Genomic DNA, 21,847 nt, shown 5'->3' on the forward strand with positions numbered 1-21,847 from the left:
GCCTCAACCGGGAGGCGTATAATACGCTTCCTGTTTTTGTTGTCAACGTTTTATTTAAATCTTTTTGAAAGTTTTTTTCAAACTTCCTAGCCGATTTAGACGCCAATCCTGCTACTAAACATATTGTTTTGAGCGGTTGATGTCTCCCTGACAACGTGGGGCGCATTTTAGGGACTTTAGAATTTAACGCAAGCCCTTTTTTCAATAATATTACACTTTAATGACTGTTTGTTTGATCCTTGTACAAAGTGCTGTTTTTTCATCAGGATCCTGTACATTAATTAATATTAGAAAGTGCTTGTAATAGATAATTAAGATAATAAGATAAGCTTTACGTGAATCCTTCACGTATCAGCTATTTCTTTATTTAGTCATTTTTTTGAGAGTAATTAGTTATGTCGTTCAACTCTTCGGTTTTCATACCGTCAGTAATTGTTGCAGTAATAGGTGCCATTTTATTATCTTTTATAGATATTTCATTGTCAGGCGCCGTTGTATTCGCTGCCGGTTCAATATTGGCTGGTTTAGCAGCCGCTTTCGCTAAGTCAGAAGACTCAGCAAAAGCAGATACTACTACATTATATGTAGGCAATTTGCCTTACCGTGCAAACGAAGGCAGTGTTCGCGATTTGTTTAGCGAACACGGTACAGTGTTTTCAGTACGTTTGTTGCGAGACAAACAAACTGGTAAGCGTCGCGGGTTTGGTTTCGTTGAAATCGCAACCAGCGATAGCAAAAGCGCTATTGCCGCATTAAACGACTTTGAATTTCAAGAGCGCGTCTTAAAAGTTCGCCTTGCTAACGAAAAGTAGTTAAGTCCTTAAGAAAAAGGCTGCCTAGTGCAGCCTTTTTTATTGGAAAATTTAATATTTTGCTGCTTTTGCATTAAAATACCTACAACCAACCTTTATAGACAAAATAACCCATGCCATTAAGCCAAATCGATCCAGACAATTACGATATTCTACTCTCTAATAAGTTGGATTTGATCAATGATCAATTCGCAGAGTTTTCAATTCCTAAAATCGACAAATTCAAATCTCCTACATTAAATTATCGAATGCGCTGTGAGTTTAGAGTTTGGCATGACGACGACGATCTTTTTCATATAATGTTTGAGAAAGAAACCAAGCAAAAAGTACGTATAGATCAGTTCCCACCAGCTAGTACACTTATTAATAGTGTAATGACCGACTTAACTGAGCTATTAAAGCCAAATGAAATATTGCGCCGCAAGCTATTTCAGATTGATTACTTATCTACCCTATCAGGTGAAATCTTAGTTTCTCTGCTTTATCACAAGCAACTTGACGATGAATGGCTCGCAGCTGCAAAAGTGTTAAAACAACAGTTAAGTGACAAATATACAATTAACTTTGTTGGACGTGCTAAAAAGCAAAAGATCGTATTGGATAAGGACTATGTGATCGAAAACCTGACAGTTGACGGCAAGCAGTACATATATAAGCAAGTGGAAAACAGTTTTACGCAACCTAACGCAAAAGTTTGCGAACAAATGTTGAGTTGGGCAAAGAATGCTATTCCTTATAAAGGTGACTTACTAGAGCTTTATTGTGGTAATGGTAATTTTTCAATTGCATTGGCAGACAAATTTGACAAAGTTCTCGCAACTGAGATATCTAAAACATCAGTGCGTTCGGCACAGTACAATATTGAACAAAACAACATAGACAATCTTAAGATCATAAGAATGTCAGCCGAAGAGTTTACCGAAGCGGTAAATAAAACACGTAAATTTACACGTTTAGAAGGTATCGAACTTGATGACTATAAATGTGAAACAATATTCGTCGACCCACCACGTGCGGGATTAGATGAAGATACCGTAAAGATGGTGGCAAACTACCCAAACATTATTTACATAAGTTGTAACCCAAATACGCTTTACGACAATTTGCAGGAACTAAGTAAAACGCACAACATTGCTAAATTTGCCGTATTTGATCAGTTCCCTTATACCGACCATTTAGAATGCGGCGTTGTTCTAACCGCTAAATCTAATCGATAAATAAGTAAACCATACAGACAGCGGATAAACTTAGAATGAAAAGCCCACTATTAATATACTTAATGTGGGCTTTTTAAATGCATAAACCAATTCACGTTGTTGACTCTTTGATAAATGCCATCAAGCAATAAACTGCCCAACAGAAACACCTAATCCAAATATCATTATCGCCACCGTAATGGCCACCAGCGTAATAATCCCTCTGCTTTCTTTGTCACTATCAGCAGTATCCGCAGTTTTACCAGTTACATTTTTCATATTTATTCCTATGTTCACCAAGATAGACTCTTATTACAGCTAAACGGCTAATTCAAAAATCGCATCAGTGCGGCACCAATCAACATACCCGTGATAAGTGTAATAACAAACTGTATTGCCTGTTCCACCAGTTTGTTGCCCTCGGTGTTTTTCATTTCAAGCTCAACCACAGGGCTTTCGGGAATAACTATTTCTGATTGCTCAATTTCAAATACCGACGCTAATGCCATTACCGTTTCATGTGACGCATTACCATAACGTTCAACACGTTGTATGGTTCTTAAACTTACGCCACAGGACTCGGCCAATACTTGTTGAGTCCAATTATGCTTAGTTCTATGGATTTTAATTAACTCTGCATTTATGTTCATTACTATTACCTATACAGAGTGATTAAGAGAAAAACGCGACAATTTCATCGATAGCAAAAAAACCAAACACAAAACCAATGGCAAACCAAAACGCGATACGCCATTTAGATTTCTTTTTATTAGCTGTATATTTCGGAATCTGTTTTTGGGTTTCAACATGAACCCCATTTTTAATTAACGTACAGTGCAATTCTGCAGTAAGCAGGCTTACCGTATGAAACTCAATTTCAAGTTCATCTTTACCTAATGTAAAAGGGATAACAGATCGTCTTGTAAAACTTCGTTTTTCACCAACAACTTGGCCATCCACAAATACTTTTTCTTTTCCCGATTTCGCAGAGCCCCAGGCAAGAATTTTGTGACCACCAAATTCGAAATTGAAACTAAAGCCATCACTGAATAAAGCCATAGTTCCAATTTGGTTTACTTCTTGATGGTTATCACTAGATTCGTCCATTGGATTGCTCGTTGAATTATCGTTAGAGTTTGTCTCTATAGTTTGATTATTGTCCATTATGCGTTTCCTCTCGCTTCGTTTTGACGAGTTCAAGTTAAACCGAAATTTTGCTGAATAGTGATGACAAGTGAACGACAGTCATACCAAATGTCATGTGACATACCTGTGTCATATACCCAAAAGGCTATTGTACTGGGGTTTTTAGCGAAATAGAGTTTGTTTTTTTTACCATCAATATTTAAATGATAAAGCGGCGTGGCGTATCTTAGTCACATTACTCAATAGGCATTTAGGCGGTTTCTACCTAAAAAACCTCGCCTTAAAAATAACACAGCTTGTTATTTTCTACCCGCCTCTGCACCTCTCGTGACATAACGTAATTGTTGAATGACTTTATTAGATAATTCTTCACGTTGTGCCTTGGGTAAATCAAGGGCATCTGCACCGGCATTAAATACAATTGTCACCAACGCATCCGCTTCCCACAAAGCACTTTTATGGTTCGAATGAGTTTTTTGTCTAATGTAATCAGAAAGCTCTTGGATAAAATGCATCATTTCTCGCTGTACAGCAGAACGAAATGCTTTTGAAGTCCCTGAACGTTCTCGAAGCAATAACCGGAATTCATTACTATTAGTGTCGACAAACTCCATGAAGGTTTCCACAGACGTACGTACAACACTGCCACCGCCCCTCGCGATCCTTGCGCGCGCCTGGCGCATCAACTGTCGCAACATTAAACCTGCTTCATCAACTAATGTTAATCCAAGCTCGTCCATATCTTTAAAGTGGCGATAAAATGACGTCGGTGCAATTCCAGCTTCACGAGCAACTTCACGCAAACTTAAGTTGGCATAACTGTGATCTGCGCTTAACATTCTAAATGCAGCATCAACAATTGCTCTGCGAGTTTGCTCTTTTTGCTCTGCCCTCGTCCTATTGTGCGGGGGATTGGTACCGTTTTTTGTCATTGCAATTTTTTTCCTGCGAACAGCTGTTCACTAAAATATAAACATATTAGTTGATTTTTAAGTAAAGCCAGTTAAAATTCAGCGTACACATGTAAGCTCAAATAAGATTATGAAAAAAGCACCTATTATCTGGACAAATGTTTTAGTGTTTTCACTAACATTTTTAATAACCATCATAAGCGTACCTTTGTACGGTTATTTCTATGGTTTTACAATGGCGCATATTGTCGCCACTGTTTTAACATTGGGATTCGCGGGAATGTCCATCACAGTTGGTTATCACCGTCTGTGGGCGCATAAAACCTACGAAGCACACCCAATCCTTGAATTTATTCTGGCGTTAGGCGGTGCATTTGCATTACAAAACAGCGCCCTACATTGGTCGTCAGACCATAGAATACATCATAAATTTGTCGACCAAAATGACAAGGACCCATATTCTGCAAAAAAAGGATTTTGGTTTAGTCACATCGGTTGGATGTTACGAGATTACCAAGGCGAAAAATATGGCGACTACAGTAATTGCCGCGATCTACAAAAAAACCGAATTGTAATGTGGCAACACAAACATTATTTGGCCTTAACGCTTATCACTAACTTTGGTGTACCACTTTTATTAGGCCTTATATTTGACGACATTCTTGGATTCTTAATTACTGTCGGTTTTTTACGACTGGTTCTGAGCCACCATTTTACGTTTTTCATTAATTCGTTAGCTCATATTTGGGGTTCACAGCCATATACAGATAAGAACACTGCGCGCGATAATGGTTTACTTGCGTTTGTCACTTACGGTGAGGGCTATCATAACTATCACCATATTTTTGAATCAGACTATCGAAATGGTATTCGCTGGTATCAATACGACCCAAGCAAATGGTTTATCAAAGCAGCTAGTTTTATCGGCCTAACCAAAAATCTACGAAAGGTTCCATTTGAACGTATTCAAGCGGCAAAATGGAAAATGCAAAAATACAAAACCGAAACTAAGGTCGTTGAGCTTCCACACAAACAGGAAATTTTAACGAGACTTGAAGCTGAATACGACATTTTAATGGCAAGACTAAAAGCCTTTGTTAACGCCCGAAAAGAATACCTGATGGCGAAACGTCAAAATGCGCCAAAAATGACCGTTGTTGAGTTAAAAAAACAATATCAACTATTAAAAGCACAACTCGCTAGCCAACAATCTCAGTGGCAACAAATGTTAATGCAAGTAGCATAATTCCAAAAATGTAAGAAATGGGCAGCTAAAACTGCCCATTTTCGTTATTTATAGCCGTTATCCGCGAATAAGACTTGGCTGATCACTCAAAAGTTTCTATGATTCATACTGTTATGAAAATAAATTACATAGGGCGAAACTGTGACCGCAAAAAGTAAAAGAACTGAAGCGAAAGTAACCACAACTTCTACCACAAAATACGATTACGATGTGATTGTTATCGGCACCGGGCCGGGTGGCGAAGGCGCCGCAATGAACTTAACCAAAGCTGGTAAAAAAGTTGCGGTTATCGAAAAGCATTCTCAAGTTGGCGGTGGTTGTACTCATTGGGGAACCATCCCATCTAAAGCGTTAAGACATTCGGTTAGTCGACTTGTTGAATATAACTCGAACCCGCTATTTAATCGTTCTGAAAAGGCCGCGACACTAACGTTTCACGACATTCTTCAACACACGACCAAAGTTATTAGCGACCAAGTTAGACTCCGCGCCGGTTTTTATAACCGAAATAGCGTAAAGATTTATCATGGTTCTGCCTCGTTTATTGATAAAAACACGTTATCAATTCAAACACCTGACGGCAGTATTGACCAACTAACTGCAGAAAAAATCGTTATCGCATCGGGCTCACGTCCATACCGACCACATGACGTTGACTTTAACCACCCTCGTGTTTATGACTCCGATACTATTTTATCTTTAAAACACGATCCTAAAAGCATCATTATCTATGGTGCCGGTGTCATTGGCTGTGAGTACGCATCAATCTTCCGTGGATTAGGTTGTAAAGTTGACTTGATTAATACACGTGACCGCTTGTTGTCCTTTATGGACGCAGAAATGACTGACTCACTAAGCTATCACTTTTGGAATAGCGGTATAGTCATTCGTCACGGTGAAGAATACGACAAAATCGAAGGTACTGAAGACGGCGTTATAATGACCTTGAAGTCAGGCAAAAGAATGAAAGCCGACTGTTTGTTATTTGCCAATGGTCGTACAGGTAATACTGACAGCTTAAAACTTGAAAACCTCGATGTTAAAGCAAATAGTCGTGGTTCTTTAGGCGTTAATAAAAACTATCGCACAGAAGTCGACAATATATTTGCTGTAGGTGATGTTATCGGCTACCCAAGCTTAGCAAGCGCAGCATATGACCAAGGTCGCATCGCGGCAGACTATATGTTGAATATTGCTAATGAAGGCCAACTCATCGAGGACATTCCAACGGGTATTTATACCATCCCAGAAATGTCATCGGTTGGTAAAACTGAACTCGAATTAACGGCGAAGAAAATCCCTTACGAAGTAGGTCGTGCATCATTTAAACATCTTGCTCGTGCACAAATCGGGGCGAGTGCCGTTGGTAGCTTAAAGATCTTGTTCCACTGTGAAACTAAAGAAATTTTGGGTATTCACTGCTTTGGAGAACGTTCTGCTGAAATCGTGCATATCGGCCAGGCGATTATGCAACAAAAAGGCGCTGCCAATACCATAGAGTACTTTGTACGCACAACATTCAACTATCCAACGATGGCTGAGGCATACCGTGTAGCTGCGCTAAATGGCTTAAATAGATTATTCTAAACATTTAAATGCAGCGGTGATAACAACCGCTGCATTTTTTTATCCTATGAAACGTCATTTGACTTTTACAACCACCAGCACGATATGACTGACAATAACGCAGTTATTTCAGCGCTCTCCAACTGTACTTTATGTAAAGAAACTCTCCCTTTACCACCAAGACCTATATTTCAACTTCACAGCAAAGCTAAAATATTAATCATTGGACAAGCGCCTGGATTAAAAACCCATCAAAAGAACCGAGCCTTTGACGACGCATCGGGTGACAGATTGCGCGAATGGTTAGGTATGACTCGCGAACAATTTTATAATGAGCAGATATTGGCAATTATGCCGATGGCATTTTGTTACCCAGGAAAAGTCACTAATAGCTCAGGCGACAAAGCCCCGCCTAAAATTTGTAGTCAGACTTGGCACCAACAAATACTAGGTAATTTGGGTAATATAGAACTAACGCTGATTATAGGTCGCTATGCGGCGCAAAAATATGTGGATAACTTCGAGAACTTAACCAGTTCGATCCGAAACAACGACTTTACAAACAAAACAATCGTTTTGCCGCACCCATCACCAAGAAACAATATTTGGATTAGTAAAAATAGGTGGTTTGAAACAAAAACGCTGCCCAAATTAAGGCAGCGAATTTTAGATGCTTTTGATGATTAACCTAAATATAAATGGTAATCACTATTTTAAGCTAAGATTATTTATGGAATTCAGGGCTGAATTCAACAACGGAGTCAAAAAATACGCCGGCATTTTCCGGAGTCACATCTGGCGTAATGCCGTGACCTAGGTTAAATACGTGACCAGTCCCGGAATGACCGTAGTCAGTTAAGATAGACTTAACTTCTTGACGAATTCTATCTGGTGTCGCATATAACATTGACGGGTCCATATTCCCCTGCAAAGCCACTTTATCGCCAACACGTCGTTTAGCTTCAGCAATATTAATGGTCCAATCAAGTCCTAATGCATCACAACCTGTTTCAGCCATGAGCTCTAACCACTGACCACCATTTTTAGTAAACAAGGTCACAGGAACTTTACGCCCATCATTTTCACGAGTTAAACCATCGATGATCTTACTCATGTAATTTAAAGAGAAATCTTTGTAATCACGCGGGGTTAATACGCCACCCCATGTATCAAATATCATTACCGATTGCGCACCAGCGGCAATTTGAGCATTTAGATAGCTTGTCACTGAGTCAGCGACTTTATCAAGTAACTGGTGCATTAAAGCCGGTTCTGAATACATCATGCCTTTGATTTTAGAAAATGTCTTAGTGCTACCGCCTTCAACCATATAAGTCGCAAGCGTCCAAGGACTCCCTGAAAAACCAATAAGTGGTACTGATCCGTTTAATTCTTTACGAATAGTACGAACAGCATCCATAACATAACGTAATTCTGTTTCGGGATCTGGAATACCAATTTTAGCGACGTCAGCTTGAGTCTTAATTGGATTTTGAAATTTAGGGCCCTCGCCTGTTTCAAAATACAAACCTAAACCCATGGCATCTGGGATGGTCAAAATATCTGAAAACAAGATAGCCGCATCAATTGGATAGCGACGAAGCGGTTGCATGGTCACTTCACACGCCAACTCAGGATTTTTCATTAAAGAAACAAAGTCACCAGCAATAGCACGAGTCGCACGATATTCTGGTAAATAACGGCCTGCCTGACGCATCATCCATACTGGAGTACGGTCAACTGGTTGTTGCAATAACGCTTTTAGATAACGATCATTTTTTAATTCAGTCATAATTCACCCTAAAAATTTCGGTGAGATTCTATCAGGAACAGAGCAACTCCTCCATAGAAAGAAACGACCTAAAAAACGATTTCGTTATTCTAAATCAATCATTATTAAGTTCTTGCGCACTAAAGTCTGCTTTGCTATAAATAGTTCGCGCTCACGAATTATAAAAAAAGAAGCTCTATAAACAGCTCACGCGCTAGAAAAATTTGACCACTCTTTACGAGTGGTTTTTTCTTTTCTAGGACCCCATAATTGTACTTTCAATTACCTACGAGCTAAAGCCATCATCTTTTTCGTGGTATGAATCAATTTACCAGCAATCGTTTGCTGTTGCGGTACTTGCGGCAGATCCTTAATTGAAAACCAATCCGCAGTAACAATTTCGTCTTCACAAATATTTATCTCACCGCTGTCGTATTCAGCCAAAAACCCAACCATTAATGAATGCGGAAACGGCCAAGGTTGGCTCAATTGGTACTTAAGATTTTTAACTTTAATACCTACTTCTTCAAATACTTCACGATGTACTGTTTGCTCTAACGTTTCACCACTCTCAACAAAACCGGCTAAAACACTATAAAGCCCAGTAGTAGAACGTGTCCCCTGGGCCAATAGGATCTTATCTTTGTTCCGTATTGCCACTATCACCACCGGCGAGATACGGGGATAGCATCGATGTTTACATGGCTCACACAAGGTCGCCAGTTCCCAATCGACAAGGGTCATTTGCTCCCCACACTCGCCACAATATTTATGTGTGCGCAGAAACAAAGCAACTTGATAAGCCCTTGCGGCAAATTCAAACATCTCATTGTGATTAAACAACACACTGCGAATACCAACAAATAGCTCATGATCCATTTCGTCGATTAAATCGGCGCTTTTAACATCTATCATGTACACAGGTAAATCTTGATGTTCACCAATTTGATGAACCGATTCTGGCGCTTTAACAGGTAAACCAAGTTCGTCAAAACAGCCACTTGGAAGTTGGTTAACCGGAGACGTTAAATACACCCGATGCTGATGCACTAAGCACCACCAGCCGTTTAACTCATTATTGAATAAGATGTTGTGTTTAATCATATTTTTCCACCTGTACTTTTCGGCAAGTTTACCTTGGATCTAGTCATAATTAACAATGTTAAATTACATTTAATGTCTTATACTTACGGATTCTGGAATCAAAATAGATTGATCTTTTTGTTAAATTCCAGTGTTATGGATTAATAATGAATTTAAAAGGGCATATTCATGTTATCTCGTTTGGAACAAACTCAACAAAAGTACGGTGGTGCAAATCACATCATCGATAATTGGTTAACAGAACGCCAAGAATTGTTGGTTAAGTATTGTAAATTGGCAGCACTACCACCTTATGACACAGAAGCAAAACAGTTACCTGATGTCGCAAACGTGAATGACTTTTGTCAGGTTTTAATTGATTATCTTTCTGCCGGCCATTTTGAAGTTTTTAATGATATTGTTAAGCAATGTCGTGAACACGGACCAGAAAGCGCCAAATTGGCAGAAAATATCTATCCAAAAATAACAGAAACAACAAACAAGCTTGTCGAGTTTAACGATAAGTATATGGCAATGAATGTGTCTGCAGACCTCGGTGATTTTGACAGTGACCTGTCTGAAATAGGCCAAATACTAGAATCACAATTAGAACTTGAAGATGAGCTAATCCAAACGCTATATAGCAAACATAGTTAAACACGCCCGTTTTGGATGAGTTTGCAATCTACATTTTGATTCGCGACAAAATAAAAATAAAAAAGGCGCTATTTTTACATAGCGCCTTTTTTAGTGCCTGTTAACTTACGTTAACTAGCCTTCTTTTTTGATATCAAATAATTCAACTTCAAAAATCAATGTCGAATTTGGTGGGATCTGACCTGCATTACGAGAGCCGTAAGCTAACTCTGAAGGAATAAAGAATTTATATTTAGATCCAATACTCATGTATTGTAGACCTTCAGTCCAACCAGGAATAACACGGTTAAGTGGGAAGCTAATCTTTTCACCACGATCGACAGAAGAATCAAATACCGTTCCATCTAATAATGTACCGTGATAATGAACTTCAACAGTGTCCGTTGCCGCAGGTTTAGCACCTTCAGCCGCAACAAGCACTTCGTACTGTAGGCCACTGTCTGTAACAACAACGCCTTCACGTTTCGCATTTTCAGCTAAAAACATTAAACCAGCCTCGCGCGCTTCTTTTGTTTTAAGCTCAGACACTTGTTGCTGTAACGCTTGCATCACAGTTTGAATTTCTTCATCACTCAGTTGCGATTTAGCGACTAACGCGTCTTGAATACCGGCAATGATCAATTCTTGTTTTAAAGAAATCCCAATTTCAGCATTGCTATCAAGGTTTTTCTTAAGGTATGTCCCCATAGATGCACCAAGTGCATAACTTTGTTTGTCAGCATCAGAATCTAATTTAGCAGGGGTATTAGCTTGCTCTGCACTTCCGCAGGCACTCATTAGGCCAATTGATGCGGCTATCAAGGAAAGCTTTAACGCTTTTTTCATTTGTTTCTCCAAATTGTTTAGACGAACATTCCATTGTCTAAAGTAAATATATAATGACTCACTTGTGCGGCCATATCTCAGAATATCAATACGTAAATAAGTATCTCTATGACATACTTAATAAAATAAATTTTGATGTACTCAATATTTGGCTAAAAATGCCAATTCCATTAATATCATTTTCAGTTCAAAGTGACCTATACTAGCGATTAACTTTCGAAAGAAAAACCTTATTTTTGTTAAGAGGCAAAAGATTGCTCAATAAACTCCCGACTTTAGCCATTTTGTTTATATCTTCGCTCCTTTTGGGTGCTTGCACACCTGAAAGTTCCCGACCGATGAAACAAAATCAACACGCCCAGGACGGGTCCTTTGCTGCTAGCGTATCCCGTAGCGGTAATTTTGCTGTTGTTTCATCGTTATATCACGGCGTTGCGCTTTGGGATTTAAACAAAAATGGTCTTAAATACATTTGGCAACAAACCCCAGTTGGCAGTCAGGTAACTTTTAAAGACGGTGAAACGACCAATTCAATGGCCAGCAGCAACTTCGTTTTCGCCACATCAATAGCGGACGACGACTCCCACGTGGTACTTGCAGACAAAGAGACATTTTCACTTTGGGATGTAAATTCCGGCAAAAACATTGGTTATTGGCAAGCCAGAAAATCTAAAGTAAAACTAACTCAAAGCGAAGACGAATCTTATTGGCACAGTCGCCATAAATCATCTAGCGCTGGATTAATTGACCAGGTGATTATTGATCAAAACAAATGTTTGAACCCAGACGAGAGTAAAGGCGAGAAATGCGTGATCCTTGGACGTATCCGCGCAATTGATGTCTCTAATATGGGACGCCACATCATTATAGGTAAAAGCAATGGCATAGTTGTTCATATGTCTGTAGATACCGGCCGTCGCTTAGAATTCCTTGCTCACCATACGCCTATCACCGACAACGAAGGCAATGCAATTCATGTTAACAATGCCATCAACAGTTTAGCAATTTCACCCAATGGCCGTTATGTATTGACCGGTTCGAGTGACCAAACCGCCTATTTATGGGATACCAAAACAGGACAAGTCGTGTTTAAATTTAGACACGGCGCACGTGTGGTACAGGTTGCCCTCGACGCCAAAGCTCGCTTTGCGTTTACGTCTGACAGCAAAGGACGTTCAACAATTTGGGACTTAAAAACAGGCAACGCCATCACTCAGTTACATTATCTTAATCGGCAGGAAATATTCACTACCGCAAGGTTTTCACAATCCGGAGAATACTTAGTTACCGGCGCGCCGAATAGAGAACTCAGCCTTTGGAGTGTGCAAACTGGCGAATTATTACAACGTTGGTATGTCTCGCCTAAAAAAGATTCTCGTCCGGCAAATGCAGTAGTGTATAGTGCCGCCTTTATAAACCAAGACCAGCAAATTGTTTCTGAAAGTTCCGCTGGGTTAAGCGAAGTATGGGAAATCAAACCGTGAATAACGCCGATATAGCATTATTAATAAAACGAATAGACGACTTAGAAAACAAAGTGGCGTTTCAAGACGACACATTGGATCAACTCAATAGCGAAATCACTAGCCTTAATTTAGACAATCGCTTAATGAAACGACAGTTGCAAATGCTTGCGGAAAAATTTAAAGAAACCAAAACCTCTGTTGTCGGCAGCGAAGCGGATGAAACACCACCGCCACATTATTAAGGCCAACACGGTTTATACCGCTGATACGGCTCGTTTATTTGGTACTAGAGCCTAAGTAACAAGGCTCTAACGCCATTAAATCACAAATCAATCTTCTCCTGGGGTAAACACCCCAATGACTTGTTCAAACTGCCTAGTGGCACCTTGTACAGCCCCCTCTGGCTGCGTCATCGTGTGTCCACAACTTTGGCATTCAACCTTCTCAACACTGTTTTCTTTAAACAACATCATAGTATCCATTTTTTTACATTCAGGACACGTTGCACCGGCGATAAAACGTTTTTTCTGCTTAGCCATCAAATTTCTCTCTGGATATAACCAATTGCGGCACATTTAAACAAAATTTGGTTCCTTTGGATATAGCTTAACGGTAGTATTCACAGCCTATTGGTTAGGAGTCCTATTTTACTATGTTGAACATTTCACAACTTTACCTGCAACTCGGAAACAAAGTTCTTTTCGATAAAGCCGACGCGATTATTTATCCCGGGCACAAAATAGGTATCGTTGGTGCGAATGGCTCGGGCAAATCCACATTATTTAACCTCATCAGAGGTGAACTTGGTGGCGACGACGGCGAAGTTAGTATGCCAAATAGCTGGACGCTGGCCTGGGTAAAACAAGAAACGCCTGCCCTAGCCAAGTCTGCTTTAGAATACGTTATTGACGGCGATGTTAAATATCGAGAGTTACAACAACAACTTGAACAAGCCGAGCAAGAAGACGACGGCGCTAAAATTGCCCACATTCACCACGAAATGGATTTAATTCACGCTTATACAATTCGTTCACGAGCCGGTGAATTATTAAATGGTCTTGGATTTGATACCGAAGCGCAGCAACAGTCTGTAATGAGTTTCTCCGGTGGTTGGCGCATGCGACTTAACTTAGCGCAAGCTCTAATGATCAACAGTGACCTACTATTACTCGACGAACCAACTAACCATTTAGACTTAGACGCGGTTATTTGGTTAGAGAAATGGCTCACTCGTTACCAAGGTACAATGTTACTTATTTCCCATGACAGAGACTTTATTGACAATATCTGCCAGGGCATTTTACATGTGGAAGCCCAAAAGCTTAACTTCTACTCAGGTAACTATTCTAATTTCGAACGCCAACGCATGGAAAAGCTCGCCCAACAGCAAGCGGTTTTTCAAAAGCAACAAACCGAAATTCAACACATTCAGTCTTTTATCGACCGCTTTAAAGCTAAAGCGTCAAAAGCCAAACAAGCCCAAAGCCGGGTTAAAATGCTAGAACGCATGGAATTAATTGCCCCTGCTCATGTCGATTCTCAATTTAACTTTGAGTTTAAACAGCCAACCAATTTGCCTAATCCAATTATAAAAATGGATAAAGTCAGTGCTGGTTACGAAACTAAAACCATACTAACCGATATTAAACTTAACTTAGTGCCAGGCAGCCGAATTGGATTATTGGGTCGTAATGGCGCGGGTAAGTCGACCTTGATCAAAACCCTATCTCGAAGCTTAGCGCCGTTAGGCGGCGAGTTTGAGCACAGTAAACATTTAAAAATTGGCTATTTTGCACAGCATCAACTAGACACCTTGCAGTTAGGTAATTCACCGATTCAGCACCTTATTCAGTTGCAAGATGGATTAACCGAACAAGAAGCCAGAAACTATTTAGGTGGATTTGGCTTTAACGGCGACCAAGCACTTGACCCAATTGACCAGTTTTCCGGGGGTGAAAAAGCCCGCCTCGTATTGGCCTTAATGGTTTTCCAGCGCCCTAACCTATTACTCATGGATGAACCAACTAACCACCTCGACATTGAAATGCGTCACGCCTTGACAATGGCACTACAGGAATTTGAAGGCGCAATGATCCTAATTGCCCATGACAGACACTTGCTTAAAGCGACCTGTGACGATTTATATTTAGTCGACAACGGCACAGTATCACCCTTCCCTGGTGATCTTGAAGATTACCATAAGTGGTTGCTCGACCAGCAAAAGCTGGAAAGTATCGAAAACCAACTTTCAGACGAAGAACCAAAAGAAAACACGGCCGCGGCTAAAAAAGAAATCAAGCGTCTTGAAGCAGAGATGCGCAAAGAAATATCGCCAATCAAAAAAATTGCCGACAAACTTGCCGTTAAACAAAGCAAGTTAGAACAGCAACTAGTAGAAATCGAACAAGCAATGTCTGACAGTGACTTATATTCCGATAAGCGTAAAGGCGAGCTAAACCAATTATTGCTCAAGCAAGGCGAATTGAAATCTGAACTCGACGACGTTGAAATGCAATGGTTCGAATGTGAAGAGCAAATGGAAGATATCAAAGCTAAATTTGATATTGAAAATGTATGATAACCCAAGACCAATTTTGGCAGTTTAGCCTAGCGCATTATCAACAACCTAATGTCCAAGCTACAATGTTGAGTTGGCAAGACGACTACGGGGCCAACGTTAACTTGGCCTTGTTGTGCATTTACTTAACTGAAAACTCGCTGTCCTTGTCAAGAGACAACATCGCGGCATTACACAACAAGGTCATTGAGTTTGACCGGTCATATACCCGCCCCCTGCGCGAACTGCGGAAAACGTATAAAGCCAATCAATCAGCACTTAGTCATTACAAAACCATTCGCCAGGCACTCTTGAGTGCCGAGTTGGAACTCGAAAAACAACAACAAGCCATTTTAATTGACACCTGCAACACACTAAAATTACAAACAAAGACTGCCGACAACTGGCTTAACTACCAAAACTATTTAAAGCAACTCTAAGCACAACTACATGACTTTTGCACAAACATGCAACTTCGATTGGTGATATTTCGATTTTATTAACGGCCACTTTAATCGTTCCAACCGCCTTTTTATGATCCAAATCAAGTTTCAACTGCATTCAGAGCACACTGCAATAGCAAACTTGATCTAGATCATAATGCCAATTTAAAAGAGATCTAAACTCACTCCATCAATAAAAGTTAGGAGATAAATCATGTTTAGAGATTTTTTTAGTGATCCAGTATTATATTTGAGCTTCAGCATTTTAGGTCTGACTGTATTTTTAATGGGCTTTTACGCTTGGTACTTTATTTCTAAAGTCGTCCATTCAAAACCAGACGAGAAAAACGGGCATGAAGCCTAATATGAACTTATTAATGACATCCAACTGAGTGCCAACCTAGCGTTGGCACTACTATTTGGACGTTTATATTTCACCCATCTTTATGTTCTACGGCCGTCAATCTCTGCTATGGCATCAACTTAAACCGCGATAAAAAACAGTTTAACCTCAAATACGTGCGTACTGACGTATTTCGATGACAGAAACAAAGAACAAGGTTGCATTTCACACTTGATACAATATATCATCGCATGGTATCAATTTTATGAATGTAATAAATGACCCGTCTCTCTATTAAGCTAACATTAAGTTTTGTGCTAATGGTCGCGTTGCAGATTTTCAGTTTGCAGCAACACATGGAGCACCAAAGCGCCGAAACAAATGTTGTCGAGTGTACGTATTGTCACAACTCCGGCCAGCTAGAAGACTTTACATTTCAAAACATCACAACGGCCCCACCGGTTGAATTTTTCGCGGTTAAGTCAACAACCAAAGTTCCGACCGTATTCGCCAAACTCGTTTACCGTGCGACCGCTATTCGTGCACCTCCAGTTAATTATCCTATCGATTTACAACAGTCTTAAATTTTTAAACGTTTTTATTGGATAATATTATGAACAAGTTTTTTGTTGCGTCTATCGCAGCCATTTTAATCGCCCCTGCCTATTCGGCACACGACATTTCAGGCAAAATCGTTGATCAATCGGGTAACCCAATTGCCAATGTAAAAATCGAATTTCATGGCAGTAACTTAACCATTTATAGCGATAAACAAGGCCAGTTTTCTGTTTCTGAATCCATTGACCATGTCGATGAAATCCATATTAGTGCCAGAGGTTACAACCACCTTTCGTTTAAACTAGAAGATCAAACAGACAAGACGTTATCATCGATATTCCTTGACCAAACTATCGTACTAACACCTGCCATTATTGAACACATCGATGTTTATGCAACGCCATTGCATGGCTCTACCTTAGAGTCGGCAACACCAATAACAGTGTTGAGCGACAGTGATTTAAAAAACAAACACAGCGCAACATTAGGCGAAACGCTTAAAGCGGAAGTGGGGGTTCATTCGACTTATTACGGTCCGGTCAGCAGCAGTCCAATCATTCGAGGTTTAGATGGACCACGGGTGATGATATCTCAAAATGGGTTAGATGTTGGCGACGCGTCTCGTGTTGGTCCCGACCATGTCGTTTCAACTGAAACATCAACGGTAAAACAAATAGAAATTCTGCGTGGCCCAGCCACCTTATTCTATGGTAGCGGTGCAATTGGCGGCGTTATTAATATTGTCGATAATCGCATTCCAACCGAAGCAGAAGATTCACTCAATTTCCAAACCAGTGTTAATTCGGCTTCCAATGAGACCGAATTTGCTTTTGACGCCAATACAACATACGAACAGTTTGCTTTTCACCTTGACGCCTTCTGGCGTGACAGTGACGACTTAAAAGTACCCGCCAATCCTACCGTCGAAGATGAGCACGACGAGCACGACGAAGACGATCATGATGACCATGACGAAGAAGATCATGACGAACACGATGATTTTGACGGCACATTAGAGAATAGCGCAAGTGAGTCATCGGGTTATACCTTTGGTACTAGTTACCTTTTAGATAATGGTTTTGTTGGCGTTTCTTATGGTGAACTCACAAAAACGTACGGCATTCCAGGCCACGCTGAACATTCTGAAGAAGAATCAGAGGAAGAACATGACGAGCATGAAGCCGGTGTAGTAGGAGACATGGAGCAAAAACGTTTCCAAATGATCAGTGAGTTATCTTTTGGTAACCAACTTATCTCAGCGATAAACACAAAGTTTGCGCTTACTAACTACCAACACGCAGAAATAGAAGACGGTCAAGTTGGCACCACTTTCAACAGTGACACAACTCAGCTTAAATCAGACTTTTTACTGGCCGAGATTGCTGGCTGGCACGGAGCAATAAGTCTCGAATACAAACAAAACGATTTTGAAGCAATTGGCGACGAAGCATTCACCCCGCCTTCAACCACCCAGTCAATTGGATTAGGCATGTTAGCCGAAAAACATTTTGACAATATTCTTGTCCAACTTGGCGCTCGAATCGAGTCAACGACCTTAACTGTCGATGAATTGACAGAGATTGAGCATGATGAAGAAGAAGATGAGCATGATCATGAAGCACATGGTCATGAAGCACTAGACCTTTCAATGACACCTGTAAGCTTATCCGCCGGCATCGTGTGGGATTTCGCAAAAGGTTATAACCTTGGATTATCCTATAGCCGTTCAGAACGTGCACCGTCAGCAGGTGAATTAGTCGCGTTTGGTCCACATATCGGCACCAAAACCTTTGAGATAGGTGCGTTATACGACATCGAGCAAGAGGGCGACGAGTATCACGTAGAGTTGCTTAACCATGGCGATATACAAAGTGACGATGTCAAACTCGAAACCGCCAACAATCTTGAATTGAGTCTACGAAAATTCAGCGGTGATTTTGGTTTTGTATTTAATGCCTTTTACAACCAAATCGACAATTACTATTACCAACAAAACCAAAACTGGGAATACGAATTCGAACACAGCCACGGCGAAGAAGAAGTGGATGAAGACGATCATGAAGAACATGAAGGATCAGGTTTACCTGTTTACTTATATTCTCCAGAAGATGTGAAATTCATGGGCATAGAAGGCCAGTTTACTTGGCGTTTAAATCCAGACTTTAAACTAACAACCCAGTTTGATTCAATAATTGGTGAACTATCCAATGGTGACGCACTGCCTCGTATTCCACCATCACGTGTTGGGTTTAGACTTAACTATGAGCTTGATGCCACTAGCATCGAAATGAGCTATATGGAAACAATGAAGCAAAGTGAAGTAACAGACAGCGAAACGCCAACCGATGGCTATTCAATGTTGGACTTTGTTGTGAGCCATCACGTTAGCTTTAACCAACTCGACTTAACGGCCTTTGTGAAAGGCAACAACTTGCTGAACTCTGAAGCCCGAGTACATACATCGTTTCTTAAAAACGAAACCTTGTTACCAAGCAGAGGATTTACAGTGGGAGTTAGAGGTCAGTTTTAATCTCTAACTCTCTCGACTCTGCGCAGTTTCACTTTTAGTGAACAGCACGTAATTTAATTACAGCCTAAAAATAACAAGTTGGTGACCATAAACGTCACCAACTTCTTATTTTCTGCTTTCTGCTTTCATGACGATAAATTCCTACCTAAATATTTATTTTTATCTTTTTTAAACCCTTTTGTGATTTACTGCGACAAAGTCAGTAATCAAATAAAATATAGGGTTCGCATAATGAACATACACAAGATTACGTCACAACTCATGGCATTCACGCTACTAACGCTTTTAGTTGCTTTCTCCGCAATGGCTGCTGACTATGAACAAGAGTTCAACGTTGCCGCTGGCGGTAAACTTAATGTCAAAATAGAGTCTGGTTCGATCAAAATTCAGACCCACAACACTGCTACAGCGTTGGTCGAAGCTAGGATAACAGGAAGAGATAGCGACGATTTCAGCATCAATTCTGACCTCAAGGGCAATAGCCTAAAAGTCAGAGGTGAATTAGAAGGACGCTCATGGAATCGCGATCTGAAAGTCGAGCTGACCATTACAATTCCAAAAGAGTTTGATATCGAAGTCGACACCTCTGGTGGCTCAATTGAAATTTCCGATCTTAACGGTAACGTCATCGCACATACGTCGGGTGGTTCTATTAATGTTGGAACCATTAAAGGAGATGTAAGACTCGACACCGCAGGCGGTTCAATTAGAACGGAAGACGTATACGGTTCACTAAATGCCCATACGTCTGGCGGCAGCATTAGAGTGACTTTTGCTGAGCAATTAAAAGACGATGCCAAACTCGATACATCGGGCGGCTCAATTACTGCGTATTTAATTGAAGATGTAAAAGTTGACCTTGACGCTTCAACAAGTGGCGGGCGAGTAAAAACCGATTTCGCGGTAACAGGAAGTGTTAAAAAACGTTCTATCCGCGGTGAAATCAATGGTGGTGGGCCAACACTGAAATTGCGTACCAGCGGCGGCAGTGTAAAAGTATTATCGTTGTAGTGTATTGGTATTGGCTAAAAAACAATGCAGAGCTGTACCTCTGCATTGTTTCTTCCATCTTAACTGTTGTTCGGTGTAATTGCTGTCGTTGAAGATGCCAAAATGACAATAGGCTAAAAAGCGTAGCGATAGGTTAATTCGACACGAGTATCTCTTCGGTCTTGTTGCCCTGTAGACGTGGTATTACTAATACGTTTGAATGCAATTGTACCAAGTGCTTTTCGTGTCAATTTACGTTTAAAACTAACATCAACTTTATAACCTTCACGACTCACGCCAGTGCCCTGCTCTGTTGAATCTGAGTCAGACAACGAGATGGCAAAACTGTTTCGTCTCGACATGGTGTGGTCGTAATTAAATGTCCGTGAAGACGTTTCACGCACCGCATTTGTTTCTAAGTACTCGGTTTCACCACGGTTATATGTAAAGCTGATATTTGCCTTTTTCATTCGATAATTGACAGAAGCCGTACCGGTTTTACTTAATGTCACTAACTCATCAAGTGAAAATTCAGGTTGGAAAAACTCAGCAACAAATTCCCCATCATCAATGGCGTCCGGTAATTCTGCGAGCGGCTGACAATCATCTTGTGTTGCGGCATCTGCGGGACATAAAAAATCCCCTAGAGACACTTCAATTCGATTAAATCGGGTTTGGCTACCTAACGTTTCGTCATAGTTGATATTCATGCCCCAGCGTTTCGCCTGATGCTGCAACCTAAATGCATGGGATTCACCATAAAACCGTTGGCTCTTTTCATAGCTTAAACTTGTCCGCGCACTTGGATAAAACTCAAGTTTATAGCCCGTATATTCATCATCCTGGCCGCGGGTTTCTTTGTTTCTAGTAACCTCTATGTTTGAACGTTGCCCAAAGCGCCAAGCGAGACCAGCCCCGTAACTTTCAGACTCAAGATCTTCATCGTCTAATACTGAGTTTTCAATAAGATTTTTGAATTTTGACCCTGTAAGTACCAGATCAATGGTTCGCCAAATAGGCACCCCAATATTGGCATACATAGAAATACTGTCCTGCTCACCGCGGTTTTCTCTGTCAGTGCGAGACATACTTGCCTGCAACGCGCCGCGAACCTGATTTGCCCTTTGGCCATAGCCAAGCGAAGCACTGGCGGTTTTTGTTGTACCATTAACAATATTAGAGGTAGTCGCTGTCGTATCGGTAATTTGCGATTCGTCAAATATGGTTTTGCTCACCCCTAAAGACAACGAATTCTGCCATACAGATTTGCTAGACGTACTTAGCGTTAATCTTGAGTTTACAGAATCAACATCAACATATTCAGACTGGCCAAAAATAGGATCAGACACAGTACCAAACGAACTATCAATATTGGTGTTTTTTCGAGAGGCATTAACGGTAAGATTGACTCGCCCTTTATACATATTGAGCAAGTTATTAATCGCAAAGTTGGAATACGAGGCATCGTCAAAGCCGTCGTCTATTTGCTTAATTTGAGTATGGTCCGCCGTGACACTTCCCTGCCAATTTGGACTTCGGCCAGCTAGGGTAAACGACGGACTTGCCGTTAGAACATCATGATTAGAAAAATTAAACTGACTGATTTCTGTATCTAAGACATGGATATAATTAATTTCAACAGCGGGTTTGAAATCAATTTCTGCCGCATGGCCAACATTAAAAAAAGTCGCTATTGATACCCCTATTACGCGGTATACATATTGCTTTTTAAAGATATTGGCCATAA

Annotated in this window: 24 protein-coding genes; 14 read left to right on the forward strand and 10 right to left on the reverse strand. The window is 40.5% G+C overall.

Going from position 1 to position 21,847, the window contains the following annotated elements:
• On the reverse strand, positions 1 to 205 hold a 205-nt coding region (locus Q4575_RS13050; protein WP_303523155.1), incomplete at its 3' end, for a hypothetical protein.
• Positions 206 to 395: 190 nt separating this feature from the next.
• On the opposite strand from Q4575_RS13050, the gene Q4575_RS13055 reads away from it, so the two are divergent.
• Both Q4575_RS13055 and trmA read left to right on the forward strand, forming a co-directional pair.
• A complete protein-coding gene (locus Q4575_RS13055) occupies positions 396 to 812 on the forward strand; it encodes an RNA-binding protein (protein WP_215961978.1) in 417 nt (138 codons plus the stop codon).
• A 113-nt stretch (positions 813 to 925) separates the two neighbouring features.
• Positions 926 to 2,029 carry a tRNA (uridine(54)-C5)-methyltransferase TrmA gene (gene trmA, locus Q4575_RS13060; RefSeq protein ID WP_215961977.1) on the forward strand — a complete coding sequence of 368 codons (1,104 nt, stop codon included), beginning with the start codon at positions 926 to 928 and terminating at the stop codon, positions 2,027 to 2,029.
• Between the two features lie 120 nt (positions 2,030 to 2,149).
• On the opposite strand, the gene Q4575_RS13065 is transcribed toward trmA, so the two are convergent.
• The 4 genes from Q4575_RS13065 to fabR form a co-directional block, all read right to left on the reverse strand.
• Positions 2,150 to 2,287 carry a hypothetical protein gene (locus Q4575_RS13065; RefSeq protein WP_215961976.1) on the reverse strand — a complete coding sequence of 46 codons (138 nt, stop codon included), beginning with the start codon at positions 2,285 to 2,287 and terminating at the stop codon, positions 2,150 to 2,152.
• 47 nt (positions 2,288 to 2,334) lie between these two features.
• Positions 2,335 to 2,658 carry a helix-turn-helix transcriptional regulator gene (locus Q4575_RS13070; protein ID WP_215961975.1) on the reverse strand — a complete coding sequence of 108 codons (324 nt, stop codon included), beginning with the start codon at positions 2,656 to 2,658 and terminating at the stop codon, positions 2,335 to 2,337.
• Positions 2,659 to 2,680: 22 nt separating this feature from the next.
• Complete coding sequence (locus tag Q4575_RS13075; protein ID WP_303523156.1) at positions 2,681 to 3,172, reverse strand: hypothetical protein; 492 nt, start codon at positions 3,170 to 3,172, stop codon at positions 2,681 to 2,683.
• A gap of 281 nt (positions 3,173 to 3,453) precedes the next feature.
• Positions 3,454 to 4,086, reverse strand: coding sequence for an HTH-type transcriptional repressor FabR (gene fabR / locus Q4575_RS13080; protein WP_215961973.1), 633 nt, complete (start codon positions 4,084 to 4,086; stop codon positions 3,454 to 3,456).
• Between the two features lie 109 nt (positions 4,087 to 4,195).
• On the opposite strand from fabR, the gene Q4575_RS13085 reads away from it, so the two are divergent.
• From Q4575_RS13085 to Q4575_RS13095, 3 genes are all read left to right on the forward strand, one after another.
• Positions 4,196 to 5,311, forward strand: a complete 1,116-nt coding sequence (locus Q4575_RS13085; protein ID WP_215961972.1) for a fatty acid desaturase — start codon at positions 4,196 to 4,198, stop codon at positions 5,309 to 5,311.
• 141 nt (positions 5,312 to 5,452) lie between these two features.
• On the forward strand, positions 5,453 to 6,898 hold the full coding sequence (gene sthA / locus Q4575_RS13090; protein WP_303523157.1) for a Si-specific NAD(P)(+) transhydrogenase: 1,446 nt from the start codon (positions 5,453 to 5,455) through the stop codon (positions 6,896 to 6,898).
• An 84-nt stretch (positions 6,899 to 6,982) separates the two neighbouring features.
• The gene (locus tag Q4575_RS13095; protein ID WP_303523158.1) at positions 6,983 to 7,564 is read left to right on the forward strand and encodes a uracil-DNA glycosylase family protein; all 582 of its coding nucleotides are present in this window, start codon (positions 6,983 to 6,985) and stop codon (positions 7,562 to 7,564) included.
• Between the two features lie 37 nt (positions 7,565 to 7,601).
• Here Q4575_RS13095 and hemE read toward each other — a convergent pair whose 3' ends face one another.
• Together hemE and nudC are read right to left on the reverse strand one after the other, a co-directional pair.
• Positions 7,602 to 8,669 (reverse strand): uroporphyrinogen decarboxylase, encoded by a 1,068-nt coding sequence (hemE, locus tag Q4575_RS13100; protein WP_215961969.1) that lies wholly within the window; start codon positions 8,667 to 8,669, stop codon positions 7,602 to 7,604.
• Between the two features lie 261 nt (positions 8,670 to 8,930).
• On the reverse strand, positions 8,931 to 9,752 hold the full coding sequence (nudC, locus tag Q4575_RS13105; protein ID WP_215961968.1) for an NAD(+) diphosphatase: 822 nt from the start codon (positions 9,750 to 9,752) through the stop codon (positions 8,931 to 8,933).
• Between the two features lie 168 nt (positions 9,753 to 9,920).
• Here nudC and rsd point away from each other — a divergent pair, with 168 nt between their 5' ends.
• Positions 9,921 to 10,388: a sigma D regulator gene (rsd, locus tag Q4575_RS13110; protein ID WP_303523159.1), complete on the forward strand. Its 468-nt coding sequence runs from the start codon at positions 9,921 to 9,923 to the stop codon at positions 10,386 to 10,388.
• Between the two features lie 114 nt (positions 10,389 to 10,502).
• On the opposite strand, the gene fkpA is transcribed toward rsd, so the two are convergent.
• Positions 10,503 to 11,213: an FKBP-type peptidyl-prolyl cis-trans isomerase gene (fkpA, locus tag Q4575_RS13115; protein ID WP_303523160.1), complete on the reverse strand. Its 711-nt coding sequence runs from the start codon at positions 11,211 to 11,213 to the stop codon at positions 10,503 to 10,505.
• 338 nt (positions 11,214 to 11,551) lie between these two features.
• Here fkpA and Q4575_RS13120 point away from each other — a divergent pair, with 338 nt between their 5' ends.
• Positions 11,552 to 12,697, forward strand: a complete 1,146-nt coding sequence (locus Q4575_RS13120; protein WP_303523161.1) for a WD40 repeat domain-containing protein — start codon at positions 11,552 to 11,554, stop codon at positions 12,695 to 12,697.
• The gene (locus Q4575_RS13125; RefSeq protein ID WP_252736855.1) at positions 12,679 to 12,921 is read left to right on the forward strand and encodes a SlyX family protein; all 243 of its coding nucleotides are present in this window, start codon (positions 12,679 to 12,681) and stop codon (positions 12,919 to 12,921) included. Before Q4575_RS13120 ends, Q4575_RS13125 begins: the two co-directional genes overlap by 19 nt.
• An 87-nt stretch (positions 12,922 to 13,008) precedes the next feature.
• Here the strand turns inward: Q4575_RS13125 and Q4575_RS13130 are convergent, their stop codons facing one another.
• Positions 13,009 to 13,218 (reverse strand): YheV family putative zinc ribbon protein, encoded by a 210-nt coding sequence (locus Q4575_RS13130; protein WP_215961964.1) that lies wholly within the window; start codon positions 13,216 to 13,218, stop codon positions 13,009 to 13,011.
• A 113-nt stretch (positions 13,219 to 13,331) separates the two neighbouring features.
• On the opposite strand from Q4575_RS13130, the gene Q4575_RS13135 reads away from it, so the two are divergent.
• From Q4575_RS13135 to Q4575_RS13160, 6 genes are all read left to right on the forward strand, one after another.
• Positions 13,332 to 15,257 (forward strand): ABC transporter ATP-binding protein, encoded by a 1,926-nt coding sequence (locus Q4575_RS13135; RefSeq protein ID WP_215961963.1) that lies wholly within the window; start codon positions 13,332 to 13,334, stop codon positions 15,255 to 15,257.
• Positions 15,254 to 15,676, forward strand: a complete 423-nt coding sequence (locus Q4575_RS13140) for a TIGR02444 family protein (protein WP_303523162.1) — start codon at positions 15,254 to 15,256, stop codon at positions 15,674 to 15,676. Before Q4575_RS13135 ends, Q4575_RS13140 begins: the two co-directional genes overlap by 4 nt.
• A gap of 217 nt (positions 15,677 to 15,893) precedes the next feature.
• Positions 15,894 to 16,043 carry a hypothetical protein gene (locus Q4575_RS13145; RefSeq protein WP_215961961.1) on the forward strand — a complete coding sequence of 50 codons (150 nt, stop codon included), beginning with the start codon at positions 15,894 to 15,896 and terminating at the stop codon, positions 16,041 to 16,043.
• Between the two features lie 257 nt (positions 16,044 to 16,300).
• Entirely contained in the window at positions 16,301 to 16,606 is a 306-nt protein-coding gene (locus tag Q4575_RS13150; protein WP_215961960.1) for a hypothetical protein, read from the forward strand.
• A gap of 29 nt (positions 16,607 to 16,635) precedes the next feature.
• A complete protein-coding gene (locus tag Q4575_RS13155; protein ID WP_303523164.1) occupies positions 16,636 to 19,110 on the forward strand; it encodes a TonB-dependent receptor in 2,475 nt (824 codons plus the stop codon).
• A gap of 231 nt (positions 19,111 to 19,341) precedes the next feature.
• Positions 19,342 to 20,121 (forward strand): DUF4097 family beta strand repeat-containing protein, encoded by a 780-nt coding sequence (locus Q4575_RS13160; RefSeq protein ID WP_303523165.1) that lies wholly within the window; start codon positions 19,342 to 19,344, stop codon positions 20,119 to 20,121.
• Between the two features lie 113 nt (positions 20,122 to 20,234).
• Here Q4575_RS13160 and Q4575_RS13165 read toward each other — a convergent pair whose 3' ends face one another.
• Complete coding sequence (locus Q4575_RS13165; RefSeq protein ID WP_303523166.1) at positions 20,235 to 21,845, reverse strand: hypothetical protein; 1,611 nt, start codon at positions 21,843 to 21,845, stop codon at positions 20,235 to 20,237.
• Positions 21,846 to 21,847: the final 2 nt, after the last annotated feature.

The sequence above is a fragment of the Psychrosphaera sp. 1_MG-2023 genome (assembly GCF_030548245.1).
Taxonomy (GTDB): Bacteria; Pseudomonadota; Gammaproteobacteria; order Enterobacterales; family Alteromonadaceae; genus Psychrosphaera; species Psychrosphaera algicola.

Coding starts and splice junctions, on each gene's coding strand:
- Q4575_RS13130 (WP_215961964.1), bottom strand. CDS start 13,218: ATGGCTAAGCAGAAAAAACGTTTTATCGCCGGTGCAACGTGTCCTGAA.
- nudC (WP_215961968.1), bottom strand. CDS start 9,752: ATGATTAAACACAACATCTTATTCAATAATGAGTTAAACGGCTGGTGG.
- Q4575_RS13120 (WP_303523161.1), top strand. CDS start 11,552: ATGAAACAAAATCAACACGCCCAGGACGGGTCCTTTGCTGCTAGCGTA.
- fabR (WP_215961973.1), bottom strand. CDS start 4,086: ATGACAAAAAACGGTACCAATCCCCCGCACAATAGGACGAGGGCAGAG.
- Q4575_RS13145 (WP_215961961.1), top strand. CDS start 15,894: ATGTTTAGAGATTTTTTTAGTGATCCAGTATTATATTTGAGCTTCAGC.
- Q4575_RS13160 (WP_303523165.1), top strand. CDS start 19,342: ATGAACATACACAAGATTACGTCACAACTCATGGCATTCACGCTACTA.
- Q4575_RS13165 (WP_303523166.1), bottom strand. CDS start 21,845: ATGGCCAATATCTTTAAAAAGCAATATGTATACCGCGTAATAGGGGTA.
- Q4575_RS13135 (WP_215961963.1), top strand. CDS start 13,332: ATGTTGAACATTTCACAACTTTACCTGCAACTCGGAAACAAAGTTCTT.
- Q4575_RS13055 (WP_215961978.1), top strand. CDS start 396: ATGTCGTTCAACTCTTCGGTTTTCATACCGTCAGTAATTGTTGCAGTA.
- Q4575_RS13095 (WP_303523158.1), top strand. CDS start 6,983: ATGACTGACAATAACGCAGTTATTTCAGCGCTCTCCAACTGTACTTTA.
- trmA (WP_215961977.1), top strand. CDS start 926: ATGCCATTAAGCCAAATCGATCCAGACAATTACGATATTCTACTCTCT.
- Q4575_RS13075 (WP_303523156.1), bottom strand. CDS start 3,172: ATGGACAATAATCAAACTATAGAGACAAACTCTAACGATAATTCAACG.
- Q4575_RS13125 (WP_252736855.1), top strand. CDS start 12,679: ATGGGAAATCAAACCGTGAATAACGCCGATATAGCATTATTAATAAAA.
- Q4575_RS13065 (WP_215961976.1), bottom strand. CDS start 2,287: ATGAAAAATGTAACTGGTAAAACTGCGGATACTGCTGATAGTGACAAA.
- Q4575_RS13140 (WP_303523162.1), top strand. CDS start 15,254: ATGATAACCCAAGACCAATTTTGGCAGTTTAGCCTAGCGCATTATCAA.
- fkpA (WP_303523160.1), bottom strand. CDS start 11,213: ATGAAAAAAGCGTTAAAGCTTTCCTTGATAGCCGCATCAATTGGCCTA.
- rsd (WP_303523159.1), top strand. CDS start 9,921: ATGTTATCTCGTTTGGAACAAACTCAACAAAAGTACGGTGGTGCAAAT.
- hemE (WP_215961969.1), bottom strand. CDS start 8,669: ATGACTGAATTAAAAAATGATCGTTATCTAAAAGCGTTATTGCAACAA.
- Q4575_RS13150 (WP_215961960.1), top strand. CDS start 16,301: ATGACCCGTCTCTCTATTAAGCTAACATTAAGTTTTGTGCTAATGGTC.
- Q4575_RS13085 (WP_215961972.1), top strand. CDS start 4,196: ATGAAAAAAGCACCTATTATCTGGACAAATGTTTTAGTGTTTTCACTA.
- Q4575_RS13155 (WP_303523164.1), top strand. CDS start 16,636: ATGAACAAGTTTTTTGTTGCGTCTATCGCAGCCATTTTAATCGCCCCT.
- Q4575_RS13070 (WP_215961975.1), bottom strand. CDS start 2,658: ATGAACATAAATGCAGAGTTAATTAAAATCCATAGAACTAAGCATAAT.